The organism is Pseudomonadota bacterium, from assembly GCA_026388275.1.
Lineage (GTDB): Bacteria > Desulfobacterota > Syntrophorhabdia > Syntrophorhabdales > Syntrophorhabdaceae > JAPLKB01.
Genome location: JAPLKB010000001.1, coordinates 1 through 14,727, shown reverse-complemented (window position 1 = coordinate 14,727; position 14,727 = coordinate 1). Strand labels below are relative to the sequence as shown.

The 14,727-nt window shown below is 42.8% G+C and carries 9 protein-coding genes; 5 read left to right on the top strand and 4 right to left on the bottom strand.

Annotated elements, in window-relative coordinates; translation table 11 throughout:
* Both selA and recQ read right to left on the bottom strand, forming a co-directional pair.
* Positions 1 to 1,389 carry an L-seryl-tRNA(Sec) selenium transferase gene (gene selA, locus NT010_00045; GenBank protein ID MCX5804445.1) on the bottom strand — a complete coding sequence of 463 codons (1,389 nt, stop codon included), beginning with the start codon at positions 1,387 to 1,389 and terminating at the stop codon, positions 1 to 3.
* Between the two features lie 164 nt (positions 1,390 to 1,553).
* The gene (recQ, locus tag NT010_00040; protein MCX5804444.1) at positions 1,554 to 3,431 is read right to left on the bottom strand and encodes a DNA helicase RecQ; all 1,878 of its coding nucleotides are present in this window, start codon (positions 3,429 to 3,431) and stop codon (positions 1,554 to 1,556) included.
* A 255-nt stretch (positions 3,432 to 3,686) separates the two neighbouring features.
* On the opposite strand from recQ, the gene NT010_00035 reads away from it, so the two are divergent.
* Positions 3,687 to 4,109 (top strand): hypothetical protein, encoded by a 423-nt coding sequence (locus tag NT010_00035; GenBank protein MCX5804443.1) that lies wholly within the window; start codon positions 3,687 to 3,689, stop codon positions 4,107 to 4,109.
* 228 nt (positions 4,110 to 4,337) lie between these two features.
* On the opposite strand, the gene NT010_00030 is transcribed toward NT010_00035, so the two are convergent.
* Positions 4,338 to 6,416 carry an acetate--CoA ligase family protein gene (locus NT010_00030; GenBank protein ID MCX5804442.1) on the bottom strand — a complete coding sequence of 693 codons (2,079 nt, stop codon included), beginning with the start codon at positions 6,414 to 6,416 and terminating at the stop codon, positions 4,338 to 4,340.
* Between the two features lie 615 nt (positions 6,417 to 7,031).
* Between NT010_00030 and NT010_00025 the strand changes: the two genes are divergently transcribed.
* The 3 genes from NT010_00025 to NT010_00015 all read left to right on the top strand — a co-directional run bounded on the left by NT010_00025 (position 7,032) and on the right by NT010_00015 (position 12,091).
* The gene (locus NT010_00025; GenBank protein MCX5804441.1) at positions 7,032 to 8,222 is read left to right on the top strand and encodes a cyclopropane-fatty-acyl-phospholipid synthase; all 1,191 of its coding nucleotides are present in this window, start codon (positions 7,032 to 7,034) and stop codon (positions 8,220 to 8,222) included.
* A 120-nt stretch (positions 8,223 to 8,342) separates the two neighbouring features.
* Complete coding sequence (locus tag NT010_00020) at positions 8,343 to 9,104, top strand: sugar phosphate isomerase/epimerase (GenBank protein MCX5804440.1); 762 nt, start codon at positions 8,343 to 8,345, stop codon at positions 9,102 to 9,104.
* A 2-nt stretch (positions 9,105 to 9,106) separates the two neighbouring features.
* Positions 9,107 to 12,091, top strand: a complete 2,985-nt coding sequence (locus NT010_00015; GenBank protein ID MCX5804439.1) for a phosphoribosylformylglycinamidine synthase subunit PurS — start codon at positions 9,107 to 9,109, stop codon at positions 12,089 to 12,091.
* A 455-nt stretch (positions 12,092 to 12,546) separates the two neighbouring features.
* On the opposite strand, the gene NT010_00010 is transcribed toward NT010_00015, so the two are convergent.
* Entirely contained in the window at positions 12,547 to 13,161 is a 615-nt protein-coding gene (locus tag NT010_00010) for a pyridoxamine 5'-phosphate oxidase family protein (protein MCX5804438.1), read from the bottom strand.
* 395 nt (positions 13,162 to 13,556) lie between these two features.
* Between NT010_00010 and NT010_00005 the strand changes: the two genes are divergently transcribed.
* Positions 13,557 to 14,534 carry a YvcK family protein gene (locus NT010_00005; GenBank protein ID MCX5804437.1) on the top strand — a complete coding sequence of 326 codons (978 nt, stop codon included), beginning with the start codon at positions 13,557 to 13,559 and terminating at the stop codon, positions 14,532 to 14,534.
* Positions 14,535 to 14,727: the final 193 nt, after the last annotated feature.

Below are 14,727 nucleotides of genomic sequence, written 5' to 3'. Positions count from 1 at the left end.
TTATACCCGAAGGACATTTTCAATGCCTTCAAGCAAAAGTGGTTCATCTTCTTTTAAAATTGTTCTCATATTTAAAAGAAACATGTCCTTTTCGATTCTGCCGATAATGGGAACGTCAATGTTTCTCAATCTTTCTTCAAACTTTTCAACACTCATGGTAAGTGGTTTTATTGCCATGCCAAAAGAGGGTATAAATACATCGGGAAGGCTTCCTCCCCCAACTTCAGAGGATATATCTATTAATGCAACAGAAAGTTTTTCAGACAAGCCTTTCATCTTCCTTACAAGTTGTTGAACCCTTCTTTTCAAAACATCTTTATCTTCGAATATCATTTTAAGTGTAGGTATCTCATGCTGCGCCGTAACTTCATCGAGGTATAGCAAGAGCGTGCTTTCAAGGGCGGCAAGAGTGAATTTATCGGGCCGCAGCATTCTTGTGATCGGGTTTGCCTTCAGTGCATCTATGTAAGACTTTTCTCCGAGTATAATTCCTGCCTGTGGAGCACCGAGCAGTTTATCTCCGCTGAAAGATATTATATCCCAGCCTTTTTTAAGTTCCTCGATTATGCACGGTTCATCATGCATTCCCAACGTTTTGAGTGGAAAGAGCATTCCGCTCCCTGCATCATAATATGCAGGCAGGTTATGTTTTTTGCTCAGCGATATTAATTCCTCACCTGTCGCCTCATGGACAAAACCTCTAATTTTGTAATTACTCGTATGAGCTTTCATGAGCATACCTGTGGACTCACTTATTGCATACTCGTAATCTTTTATGAATGTCCTGTTTGTCGAGCCTACTTCTCTTAAGATGGCGCCGCTTTTCTTCATTACATCAGGTATCCTGAAGGAACCGCCGATTTCAATAAGTTCCCCTCTTGAAATAACCACCTCTTTCCCTTCTGTAAATGTATTAAGGATAAGAAAAACCGCACCTGCATTATTGTTGACAACAAGGGCGCCTTCGGCGCCTGTAAGTTTTTGCAGGATAAATGTACAGTGTTCATACCGGTCACCACGGGAACCTGTCCGGAGATCGAATTCAAGGTTTGTGTAATGAGACGCCGCATTTATGACAGCTTCTATGGCAGATTTCGGGAGTAATGACCTGCCGAGATTGGTATGGATAATAACACCCGTGCCGTTTATAACCCTTTTCAACCTCGGACTTATTGAAATTTTTACCTGTTTTTCAGTAACCTCAATTATTTGATCTATCGAGGGAATCACATTACTTTTTCCTTCTTTTATAGAAGCCCTCAGATCATCGAGGCAGAAACGCAACGCATCTTTCGCAACGCTTTCCGGATATATTTTTACAAGCCTTTTCCATTCATCATGTTTAAGGATTTCGTCAACTTTAGGTATGCTTCTTAAAAGACTGTTCATGAATTCAAAACCTTTTTTTATTTATTTGTAACATACAAGAGGAATGTAATCAACGGATTTTCAAGCAATCCCGATTATGTTTATTGGGAATTTCGTAATCCGGAGAATGGACATCTCTCAAGTTCTATAAATTAGGTTTAAATCTTTATAAGAATAATAGCCCCTTAAGAATGTTCCAAATGTCTCTTGTACTCATGAATAACCTTCAGGAACTGTTCTCCATACATCTCAATCTTGCGCTGGCCTATTCCGGATACGTTTCTCATTTCTTCCAATGAATCAGGGAGGATTGCCACAAGTTCTTTCATGGTTTTATCGTGGAATATGACGTAGGGCGGGACAGATTGTGATCTGGCTATTTCCAGGCGCAACATGCGAAGTTCTTCCCAAAGTTTGTTCTGATATATTTCCGGGAGCATGGAATCCTTTTCTTTCTTAATGACTATCCTGCCTTTTTCTATGGCTAATTTTGCTTTGTTCTTTAAGGGAACCGGGTCTCTGCGTAATTCGAATGTCTTTTCGCCTCTCAGCACCGGCCTGCACGTAGGAGATAATTTGAAACCGCCTTTTCCACCGATATCAACTTTCAGCATTCCGGCAGCAACGAGTTGACGGAAGACGGATTTCCATTCGGTTTCAGTGAGTTCTTTGCCTATGCCGAATGTGGAGACCGTGTCATGGCCGAAATGGCGAATCCTCTCACTGTCCTTGCCGAGCAGTACATCGATAAGGTAAACAGTTCCGAACATCTGTCCCGTCCTGTAGACGCAGGACAACGCTTTCTGGGCAACCAGCGTTCCGTCCCATGTTTCGACCCTTCCTTCGCATACGTCGCAGTTCCCGCACGTTTCGGAACGCTCTTCCCCGAAATAATTCAATAGTACCTGTCTGCGGCATTTTGTTGTCTCACAGTAACCCAACATGGCCTCCATCTTGGTCCGCTGAATCAGTTTGAACTGTTCATCTCCCTCGGAGGCTTCGAGCATCTGTCTGAGAACAATTACATCTGCCAGACTGTAGATCATCCACGCATCGGCAGCTTCGCCGTCCCGGCCCGCGCGACCCGTTTCCTGGTAATAGCTCTCCAAAGTTTTCGGCAAATTGAGGTGGGCCACAAAACGGATATCAGGCTTATCAATGCCCATGCCGAAGGCTATGGTTGCAACCATGATTAACCCGTCATCCCGAAAAAACTGCCGCTGGTTTTTCAACCGGGTCTCCCGGTCAAGGCCCGCATGGTAGGGAAGAGCGGTCAGTCCTTTATCGGAAAGGAATTTAGCAATCTCCTCCACTTTCTTTCTAGTCATGCAATAAACAATGCCCGAGTGGCCGGGATGCTCGTCTTTAAGGAATTCAAGAAGTTGGGGCTTCTCTTTTTGCTTTGCTTCAACTCTGTAATGGACATTAGGACGGTCAAAGCTCGATATGAAATGTCGGGCATTTTCAAGACACAACTTTTCGACTATCTCTTTTCTGGTAATCTCGTCTGCCGTAGCGGTAAGGGCTATGCGCGGAACACGGGGAAACTGTTCGGGAAGGATGCTGAGTTTGAGATACTCCGGTCTAAAATCGTGTCCCCATTGAGAAACACAATGAGCCTCGTCTATGGCAAAGAGTGCAATATCCACCTGGCCGAGGAGCTGCATAAAGCTTTCAGTAACAAGCCTCTCCGGAGCAACGTAAAGGAGATCAAGTTCACCTGAAAGCATTTTCCCTGCAATCAATGATGCTTCATGATAATTTTGTGTGGAATTGAGAAAACCTGCTCTGACTCCAAGCTGAAGGATGCTGTCTACCTGGTCCTGCATTAATGAGATGAGAGGCGAAATGACGATGCATATTCCTTGGCGTATCATGCCGGGTATTTGATAGCAGATTGATTTCCCGCTCCCGGTGGGCATAAGAACAAAGGCGTCTTCGCCGGATACAAGACATTGTATAGCCTCTTCCTGATGTTCACGGAACGTATCGTATCCGAAGCAGGTGCGCAATACTTCTTTCGGTGATAACTTGTTGAATAATGGTTTCACTGGTTCAGTCATGGACAGATATTTTCCACAAAAATGTGTGAGCAATAAAGCAAAGTTAATATAGCCTGAAACGGGTGGCAAATGTCAATAAAGTAGTAACTGCCGAACCAACAAATTAATGCTGTCAAAAATATCAGGAAACTCTGGATATCCATTACGTTTGACATTAGGAAAGTCTTTTTGATATCATTTTTAAAAATACAAAACAGTAAATTTAAAAAACACAATGTTCAGGAAGTATCTGATGAAACACAAAGGAGGGGATTTATGAGAAACTTATATCATTTCATGGTACTTGTTTTAATTGTATCTCTAATTTTCATTGCGCACGCAACTGCCTCTGAACGCATAACTCCGAAAATAAGAAAATGCCTGAAAGAAAAGGAATGTAGATTTGTCGTCACAAACCCTTCAACTCCTGATCCGAAGATGAGTTTTCTCGTTCTTGACAAAGTATGGAAATCTTTTCATGATGGAGACAGAGACCACCTCAGAGAAATGCTCAATAAAAAAATCAGGGAAGCAAACGATAAACCTGAGAAATATGTCCGTGTATCCAAAAAATCGCCTTCATACGATGCTTTCTTAAATAATATTAAAAATATGAGGTCATATTCTGTGCTTATATCTTACAAAAAGTCACGTTCCGGAGATTTACAGCAGGACGAAGAAATTATGGTCAATTATTAATTCATCAAAAAGTCAAAAGAAAGGATAAGGGGTCGGATGTTTGACCCCTTATTCCATTTCTAAATCAAGGATGCAATGACTTACCCCGCTTCAGCTTGCGGGGCAATCAAGGCGGCAAGGAAGAGGCAACGTAGGCGTACAGCAATGGTACGTCGAGGAGACGATGACGAAGCCAACGATGATAGCGCCTTGATTTAGAAATGGAATTATTCTTTTGATAGGTATCTCCTACAAAACCATTCTTGCATCTACAGCAAAAACACGATCCTCAAATGCCATTAAAGGATTGAGATCTATTTCCTGAATAGCAGGCAATTCGCTGACCATCTGAGATATGCGCTGAATAATCTCAATAATTTTTTTCTCATCCACTCCTTTTTCTCCTCTTACACCTTTGAGCAGCGGGGCTGCGTTGAGCGAGGAAAGCATCTCTTTGGCTCCTGCAGTTGTGACAGGAGATAATTTAAAGGCCACATCTTTGAATATCTCAACATAAATGCCGCCGATACCGAACATAACCAGATGTCCGATGCCGTCCTCTGCCTTTGCCCCTATAATGAACTCCTTGCCACCAGGAATATATTTCTGTACAAAAAATTTCAAATCTTCGGCTTTAAACTTCTTTCGCATTTGTTCTACTACCGTTGAAACAGCATTGGCATTTTCCAGGTTCACGGCTACGCCGCCTTCATCGCTTTTTCTGATGATGGACTCCGAATCAGCTTTAACCACAACCGGAAATCCGATTTCAATAGCTGCTTTTTCCGCCTCCATAGCGTTATCAGCCATTCTCCAGTCGGCAACAGGTATGCCGTATACACCGAGAATCTCGTAAACATCCGATGCCGGCAGCACTTTGCGTCCCGAATATTTTGCTCTTTTCAGTATTTCCTCTGCTTTAGAACGTTTTACATCATCAAATAATTTTACTGCATCTTTTTCCCGTTTAGAAATCTGACCATACTTTGTTAATGCAATAAGCGCTCTGGCAGCGCCTCCTGGAGAACTGTAGCATGGAATACCTCCATCTTTCAAAATCCTGACGGTTTCCTTCCACTGTTTCTTGTCTGTCATGAGGTTGCAAACAATAGGTTTCTTTTGCATCTTGTTGACCTCAACAATTTCTCTTGCAATGCTTTCGTTATCAACAAAGAAAGGTGTGACAAAATTTATATATACACTATCTATCCCGCTGTCATCCATAAGCGCATCCAACGCAGCCCTGAAATGCCCTCCATTGGCAGTGGCAAGAACATCAATCGGATTACGGATTGACGATTCCGGTAACAACCTTTCTTTCAGGAATGCTAAGGTTTTATCAGAAAGCGCCGGTATTGTGAGGCCGCCGCCTGCAAGGACATCTGTAGCAATTACTGCAGGTCCGCCTGTATTTGTAAGAAGCCCTACCCGTCCACCTTTTGGTACAGGCTGTGTTGCAAATACAAAGGCCGCTTCGCAGAGCTCTGTTTCATCACGAAAACTAAGAATTCCTGTTTTTTCAAAAATGAGATCCGTTGTGACATCACGCTTTGCAAGACCGCCGGTATGAGAAGCAGCCGCTTTTGCACCTTCTTCCGTACGCCCAGCTTTCATGGCAAGGATAGGTTTCTTTGCCGCAACCTCCTGTGCAACTTCTAAAAACGCCTTCGGTTCACGGAGGCCCTCAAAGTAAAGCACAATTACCCGTGTTCCAACATCATTACCATAGTATCTGATGATCTCAGGGATAGAAACATCACAGGCATTTCCGTTGGATGCGTACATTCTTGTTCCTACACCCATTTCGGCAAAAGTCTGGTGAATCAGCTCCGCAACACCTCCGCTTAAAGCCACAATCGAGATTGCTCCTACATCCGGTTTTGTAAATGTAAAGTTACAGTAGGCTCTTGCTTCAGGGTCTGTATTGATTATCCCCTGGCAGTTAGGTCCGAATATCCTTATTCCGTTTTTTCTCGCCCTTTCAATACAGTCTTCCTCAATGGCCGCCCCTACAGGGCCGATCTCTGTAAAACCTCCACTGTTTAGTATGACAAATTTTACACCTTTGCTGCCGCAATCATCAATGGCCTGCGGTACAGCCGGAGCTGCTATTGCCATATGTACAACATCAACCTCAGTCGGAACATCAAGAATTGATTTGTATGCCTTAACACCCCAGATTTCATCTAATTTCGGATTTATCGGATAAATTTGCCCTTTAAAACCAAAATCCAAAAGATTTTTAATGATTCTGTTGCCTAGGTTAAGTTCCTTTCCCGAAGCACCTACAACAGCTACTGAATTTGGTCTGAACAATGCATCTAACATGATTTTCTCTCCTTTTGTTTTTCTGATTTTATTGCCTTTATATACATTTTGATATCCTCATTGTTTATCAAGATAACCTCTCTCCATATGTCTTTTCGCAACAACAAAAAAGGCCCTGTACGGTTAAACATCCGCACAGGGCCTTTTAAAATACAGTGCTACAGGCTATGGCGGACCTTTACAATAGCAATAGCAGTAGCAATAAGTTTCAGTTTCAGGGTGCTTATCTTTTAATGTCATAAAAAACTCCATATTATGTCTTCTACCCTATCCCTATTTTCTGTTCAAACAGCATAAAAAAAGCCGCAGGCTTTACTGCCTGCGGCTTTTTATCGTAAAATATCCGATCAATATGCAGGCAGATTTCTCCCCTCGTTATAATAAAAGTAATAAAAATTAGCCTGCGATAATTGATTATGTTTCATTTTCCATCCAGTATAATTAATAATGCATTAATTTTATTAGATTCTATTTCTTTTGTCAAGAAGATTTATTTTTTTAAATGAAAATGTGCGAAAGATATGAATAATTGACAAATTCATTAAAGCTGCAGTATGTTTTTTACACAATCTATTCTGCAAAAAGGACATTCATAAGAGATTGTCCGGGAGAGCTATGATGAAGAAGACCCTTCAGAAGCTTCTTTGGACGTTAAGCAATAACGTGTCTGACATCTCTTTTGCCGTCAGATACTGGGACGGTAAAACTGAAGCATTCGGAAACGGAATACCTGCCTTTACGCTCATATTCAACCGAAAAGAATCTGTCAGGAACATATTCAGCAAAGGTACACTTGGTTTTGGGGAAGAATATGTGGCCGGTAATATTGACGTTGACGGCGATTTTTATCAGCTTATCCGTATCGGTACAGACCCGCATTTTCAGAATATAAAGCTATCGCCTGCAACAAAAACTGCCGTCTTGCTCCAGCATCTGAAGTCCCTTAATACCGTCAAAAGGTCATCTAAAAATATCGCCCATCATTATGACATGGGAAACAACTTCTATCAGCAATACCTTGATGAAAGCATGACATATTCCTGTGCCTATTTCAGGACTGAAAAAGACACCCTCGAACAGGCACAAGAACAAAAATACGAGCATATCTGCAGAAAGCTTCAGCTTAAGGAAGGAGAGAGCCTTATCGATATCGGATGCGGATGGGGCGGCATGCTTATTTACGCAGCCCGTCACTATGGTGTAAATGGCCTGGGATGTACTCTTTCCGTCCATCAGACTGAATATGCAAAAGCAAAGATAGCCCAGGAAGGATTGGAAAAACATATTTCAATTCTCCGTGAAGACTATCGGAATATTGAAGGTCAATTTGATAAGTTTGTTTCAATCGGTATGTTTGAGCATGTCGGAAAAAGTTTTATCCCCACGTTTATTGATAAAGCAAGAGCGCTGTTGAAACCTGGCGGCATTGGTCTTCTTCATACTATAGGTAAAGAAAATGATACTGCCGAAGACCCATGGACATTGAAATATATCTTCCCCGGGGGCTATATTCCGATACTATATCATGTAATCAGAATCATGGGAAAAAAAGGTCTGGTTCATGTTGATATAGAAAACCTCCGCCTGCACTACGCAATAACTCTCGACACATGGGCAAAAAGGTTTGAAGCAAATGCAAAAGAAATCGAAAAAATGTTTGACCAACAGCTTGTCCGTATGTGGCGTATGTTTCTGTACGGCAGTTCTGCTGCGTTCCGCTGGGGTTGTATAAGGTTATATCAGATACTTTTTACCAACGGCCTTAATAATGAGCTGCCTATGACGAGGGAACATCTCTACCATTAACAAGTATGAGATTGGGTAATAGTTTTCAGGACATTACTCAAAAGTAAAAATAAATCAATCGTTTTTCTTGATTTATTCTTCTTCAACCTATAAATTAGAATTCATTGAGGAGACCTTCGGATGCCGATATTCATAAACGTACCTTATAAAATGGTTGAAGCAAACATCAAAAGGATTGTTGAATTCAATATGGGCATTGAAATATACGCAAACAACGATGTGGTTGATGACCTTGATATGGAGGGCGTCCGGGAACTGAGCAAGATCCTCCAGGATAGCGGCATTGTCTGTACTGTCCATGCCCCTTACATGGATTTGAGCCCGGGCGGTTTTGATAAAACAATTAAGGCAATATCAAGGGATAAGATTAAAAAATCCGTTGAAATGGCAAACACGCTCCATGCAAAATGTATTGTCTGTCACCCCGGCTATGACAAATGGCGTTTTGGTGACAACGAACAACTGTGGTTCGACAGTAGCATTGAAACATGGACGGAGATATTGAAAGAAGCGGATGATGGGCTTATTGTAGCCCTTGAAAACATTTTCGAAGAAACCCCTTCAACCTTTATTGCCCTCTTTCACCATTTCAAGGATAAGAATCTCTTCTTTTGTTTTGATTCAGGCCATTTCAACCTCTTCACCACAGTGTCCCTTGAGAGGTGGCTGACTCCACTCAAAGACCGCATCAGGGAGATGCACCTGCACGACAATCATGGAAGCACCGACGAACACCTCCCTATAGGAAGGGGAACATTTCCTTTCCGTGAGTTAAAAGCCTTTTTGAGTCAGGCTAACGGGAATATCATCTATACCGCTGAGATAGCCAGCGAATCGCATGTTGCTGAAAGCATTAAAAATGCAAAGGAGTTTTTAACTTAAATATGGCACATAGAATAGAAGTGACATACCGGGAGGGCGTTAGGGATGTTCCGGGCGAGAAGTTAAAGAAAAGGATAAAAACAGACCTCGGAATTGACGTTATTGATGCAGGCGTGGTGGATATATACACAATTGACGCTGATCTGGATGCCGGCATTATAGAAACACTGAAGACCGATGTCTTTGTGGACCCTGTTATCCAGAAGGGGTACATTGATGAGCCTGCACCTGTTTCCGGCGACTGGATTATCGAAGTAGGCTTCAAACCCGGGGTTACCGACAATGTGGGCAGGACTGCAAAAGAGGTTATTGAGGCTCTTTCGGGGCATAAATTCAAAGAAAACGAGGGCGTCTTTACCTCGCGCCTATATTCACTCAAGGGCGAGCTCGATGAAAAGCATGTTGTAACCATTGCCGAAGGAATGCTTGCCAACACAGTCATAAACAGGTATGCATACAAAAACTCCGCCCAATACCAGAGCGATAAGGGCATGGGCATATATATCCCGAAGGTCAGGGTTGAGCATGAACCTGCCGTTGAGACTTTCGACCTGTCCGCAGGCATCGAAGAGATGATGAAAATAAACAGAGCGAGGACATGGGCGCTTTCTCCTGATGAACTTGCCATTATACAAAGATATTTCCTCCAGAAAAAAGTCATTGAAGAGCGAAAAGCAATAGGACTCACTGCACCTACCGATGTAGAAATGGAAGCTATTGCCCAGACATGGTCTGAACACTGCAAGCACAAGATATTTAATGCGCAGATAGAATATGAAGAAGACGGCAATGTTGAGACAATCGACAGCCTTTTTAAAACCTATATTATGGGCTCTACTGAAATGATACGACAAAAGAAGGGTAAAAAAGATTTTTGTCTATCCGTATTTAAGGACAATGCCGGGGTTATACGTTTCAACAGGAAGTATAACCTTGCCTATAAAGTGGAAACACACAATACTCCCTCAGCTCTTGACCCTTACGGAGGGGCGCTGACCGGGATAGTAGGCGTTAACAGAGACCCCTTCGGCACAGGGAAAGGAGCAAAGCTCATATTCAATACGGATATATTTTGTTTTGCTTATCCTGATTATAAAGGCACGATACCGCCAAGGCTCCTGCACCCGAAGAGAGTCCTTGAGGGCGTACGCGAGGGTGTTGAACATGGTGGAAATAAAAGCGGTATACCTACAGTAAACGGCTCCCTTGTCTTTGATGAGGGATATCTCGGCAAGCCTCTTGTTTATTGCGGCACATGCGGAATCATGCCTCGAACAATAAATGGAGAACCGAGTTATATCAAAAAAGCAGTAAAGGGCGACGCCATCATCATGGTAGGCGGGAGGATAGGTAAGGACGGGATTCACGGTGCCACATTCTCATCTGAAGAACTATCCGAAGCATCACCCACAAGCGCAGTTCAAATCGGCGACCCCATCACCCAGAAGAGAATGACCGATTTTCTTCTCATTGCACGAGATATGGACTTATATACTTCCATTACCGATAACGGTGCAGGCGGACTTTCCTCTTCTATTGGCGAAATGGCAGAAGACACCAACGGATGCATAGTACATATCGACAAGGCGCCCCTCAAGTACCATGGGCTTTCCCCATGGGAGATACTTCTTTCGGAAGCGCAGGAGAGAATGACCGTTGCGGTAAATCCTGAGAAGCTTGCCACATTTATGGAACTTTCCGAAAAGATGAATGTAGAATCGACCATACTCGGTGAATTCACCGATTCAGGTAAATTCCATATACTCTACAATGGAAAAACAGTTGCTTATATTGGCATGGAGTTCCTCCATAAAGGTCTCCCGAAGATGATTCTCCCGGCAAAGTGGGAAAGGAAAATCAACGATGAGGAACCTTTGGATGAACCTGAGAACTACGGCAACATCTTACTGTCAATGCTTAAACGTTGGAACATATGCAGCAAAGAATATGTTGTACGGCAATATGACCACGAAGTACAGGGGGGAAGCGTAATCAAGCCTCTTACCGGGAAATACAATAACGGCCCCAGCGATGCAGGGGTAGTGAGGCCTGACCTTGAGAGTATGGAAGGAATCGTAGTAAGCCACGGGATATGCCCTAAATACAGCAAATTTGATACCTATCACATGGTTGCCTGCGCAATTGACGAAGCAATTCGGAACAATATTGCAACAGGAGGCTCTCTGAACAGAATGGCTCTCCTCGATAATTTCTGCTGGTCAGACCCGGTTAAATCTGATAGAAATCCTGAAGGCTCATATAAGCTTGCCCAGCTCGTCAGGGCAAACAGAGCGCTCTACGATTATACAACACTCTTCGGCACTCCCTGTATATCAGGGAAAGACAGCATGAAGAATGATTACATGTTCAATGACATAAAGATTTCCATTCCTCAGACAGTTCTCATATCTGCCATTTCAGTGATTAATGATATGAGAAAGTCTGTTTCAATGGACTTCAAGGAAGACGGCGATCTGATCGTTGCGGTTGGGAAAACTTATGCTGAAATGGGCGGCTCGGAATATTTCTCTCTTTGCGGACGTCACGGCAATATCCCGCCCAAAGTGCGCGGACAGGATGCAAAGAAGCTATTCAAAGGCCTGGAAAAGTCGATACAAACCGGCATTATAAAATCCTGCCATGATATCTCCGACGGCGGGATCGGGTGTGCCCTTGCAGAAAGCGCCTTTGCAGGCGGGCTTGGTGTTGAAGTCGATCTTTCTTTTGTACCTGCAACCGGAATATTCAGGGACGATTTTTTGCTTTTCTCAGAGTCTCAAAGCAGATTTATTCTGTCAATCAGCGAAGGTGACCTTGAGAAACTTGAAGTACTGTTACGGTCAATACCATTCGGCGTTATCGGAAAGGTCAGAAGCGACGAAAAGTTCCTGATACGCGGGATAAACCACAATACAATAATAGATACAAACATCAACCTTTTAAGGAACGCCTGGCAGTCGCCGTTTAAAGAGCAGTTTGACAACTGATCCTGTGACACTTTTCATATTCTGATTATTTTTTTCGTTCTCGTGGACGGACAATGGCATGGAGTGAGAAGATACAGGCGCAATGGTTCACAGAATGAATATATACAAGCTTTTACAAAGAGAAAACAGGGGAGAGAAAAAAAGAAATGAAAATGATAAAATTTGCCCCCTTGTTTATCCCGGATTCACATAAGCGCATATGTGAATCCGGGTTGAGTGGGCAGCGGCATGTCGGGGATTTTGCAGATGTGGATGGGCTGTGAGATTTGCAGGCCGCAGACGTACTCAATGTACGTCGGAGGATCGCAAGGCGAAGCAGACCGCCGCAGATCAATATCCCCGAACATGCCACTGACCGTCCAGGAGAAAAGAACTAAAAATACTCAAGAAACAAAACAAAAAAACATAAAGGCCAGCCATTGGAAACGAACAAATATTGCTGGTCGGCATTCAAATTAAGGGATGACCCAGGATGCGTCCATTCGATTATCTTTCCAATGAAATTTAGCCCGGATGTGCCCTGTCAATTTCAACAGCAGCCAGTCCATTTCATCGAATCGGCAGACAATGGCAGCAAAGTTTTTACGGGCCATTGAACTGTCAAGCAATTTAGGCGCTTTATCCCGGAGAAAATCCGGGAGACCCGAAGTGGGTTTTCCCGTAGGTGAACCCGGCGAGATTTCGGCGCAGTAGTTGATTCTATGGGGCAGGCGTACCTTTTCCCATTGTGATTCAGCAGTGTTATCGTCGGTATGAACCGAAGCGGTTCCGGAAAGGCGCAGCTGCAGCCACTTTTTAGGATTATAGAACAGCCAGCTTACATTTGGATTATTTTGGATCTGTAAAACCTTGGAACCTCGGGCATCGCAGTGACATACCAATGTCCGGTCTTTTTCTGAAAACTCCCTCAGGATAACGATCCGCGCCTGAGGTTCATTGTCATCTATGGTGGTAAGGGTTGAGTAGTGAAACGGACTCTTGAAGTTTCGAACGCCGTCATGGAGAAATTTCCAGCTTAATTCGAGAACATCGTCCAGTGTTGAGATGTTTTCCTTTTTCCTGAAGATCATATACGCTCCCGAGAAGTAATTGACTTTTTATTATATCATTATAAGCAGAAGCCGTACATAATGAGAAAAGCTTGTTCACCCCAGTTCCTGCAAAGTTGCACGTTGAAGAATTTCGTCATTCAATGATAACAGAGAGAAATAACTTACAATGAAGAAATTTAAGTTAAAAAGACATTTTTTCTGTAATGTTGACAATAAAATCAACTATAATAACATTTCGATTATAGATTTTTTGCAAAAATGCGATTAGTTATACTGAGAGAATATTGATGCATAAATAGCAAAGCATTGTCATAGTATAGATATTTTGTTCAAAATGTATTGGTTTTTATGTCGGCATCAGCATCATATTGAAACTTCCGATAAGTATTTTGGCCGACAGTATGGGAGATTGAATGAAAAATCATAAAATTGTTACAATCGGTGGCGGCAGTGGTCAATATATATTGCTTTCCGGTTTAAGGGATCTTGATGATTTTGATATTAAGGCTGTGGTTTCCATGGTGGACAGCGGGGGAAGCACTGGGAGACTTCGCGATGAATATGGTGTTTTGCCTCCAGGCGATATACTTAAATGCGTATTAGCATTATCACCCCATCGCGATACGGCGAGGCAGATATTCCAATCCCGATTTCAGACTCATGAAAGGCTCAAGGGGCATAACGCTGGGAATATGCTCCTGACCATACTTTCACAGTATGCGGGGAGTTTTCCGGCAGGAGTAGAAGCATTGTGCGAAGTGCTGGAAACCAGAGGCACGGTGTATCCGGTTACTGTCAAAAAAGCTACTTTAGTTGCCGAACTTACTGATGGAATGAAGTTATTCGGAGAATCCGCGATTGATATGCCCCGCGGGCAACAACGTGAGAAAATAAAAAATGTTTTTCTGGTTCCCCACCACAGTGACAGCATCGAAGTTTATCCTCCGGTAATACAGACAATCGAGACAGCGGACTATCTGATAATAGGACCGGGAGATCTATATACAAGTATAATTCCAAATCTTTTGGTTTCAGGCGTCAGAGAATCTATACAGAAAACTCACGCAAAAATCATTTATATAATTAATATTATGACAAAATATGGTGAAACTGATTCTTTTTCAGCTGGTGATTTTATCCTACATACAGAACATTATCTTGGCAGAGCTATCGATATAGTGCTTATCAATCAAAAACAACCGTCTGAAAACATACTGCAAAGTTATGCGGCGCAAAAAGCATATCCTGTTGACCCATTTCTGCAGGAATATCAAAAAACCGACAAATTGATTTTGGAAGAAGATTTTCTGGATGAATCAGGCGGAATTGTCAGGCATGATCCACAGAAATTATCTTCCTGTTTACAGAAAACAATTAAAAGTTTTACCTAATGGCACAAAAGGGTAATGGGGATATGTCCCTGCTCGTGCCATACTATTGATTAATAAGACCTTTGCATAATCCCGGCTTCCCGGTTTTTCCATCTTTACAATCATTTTTTATGGTTTTTGACGTTTCATCAGGTAGCTGAATGAGCCTCCACTTTTGGTCTCCCGCTTCCCCTCCCCCTTCTTTAGGGGGGGG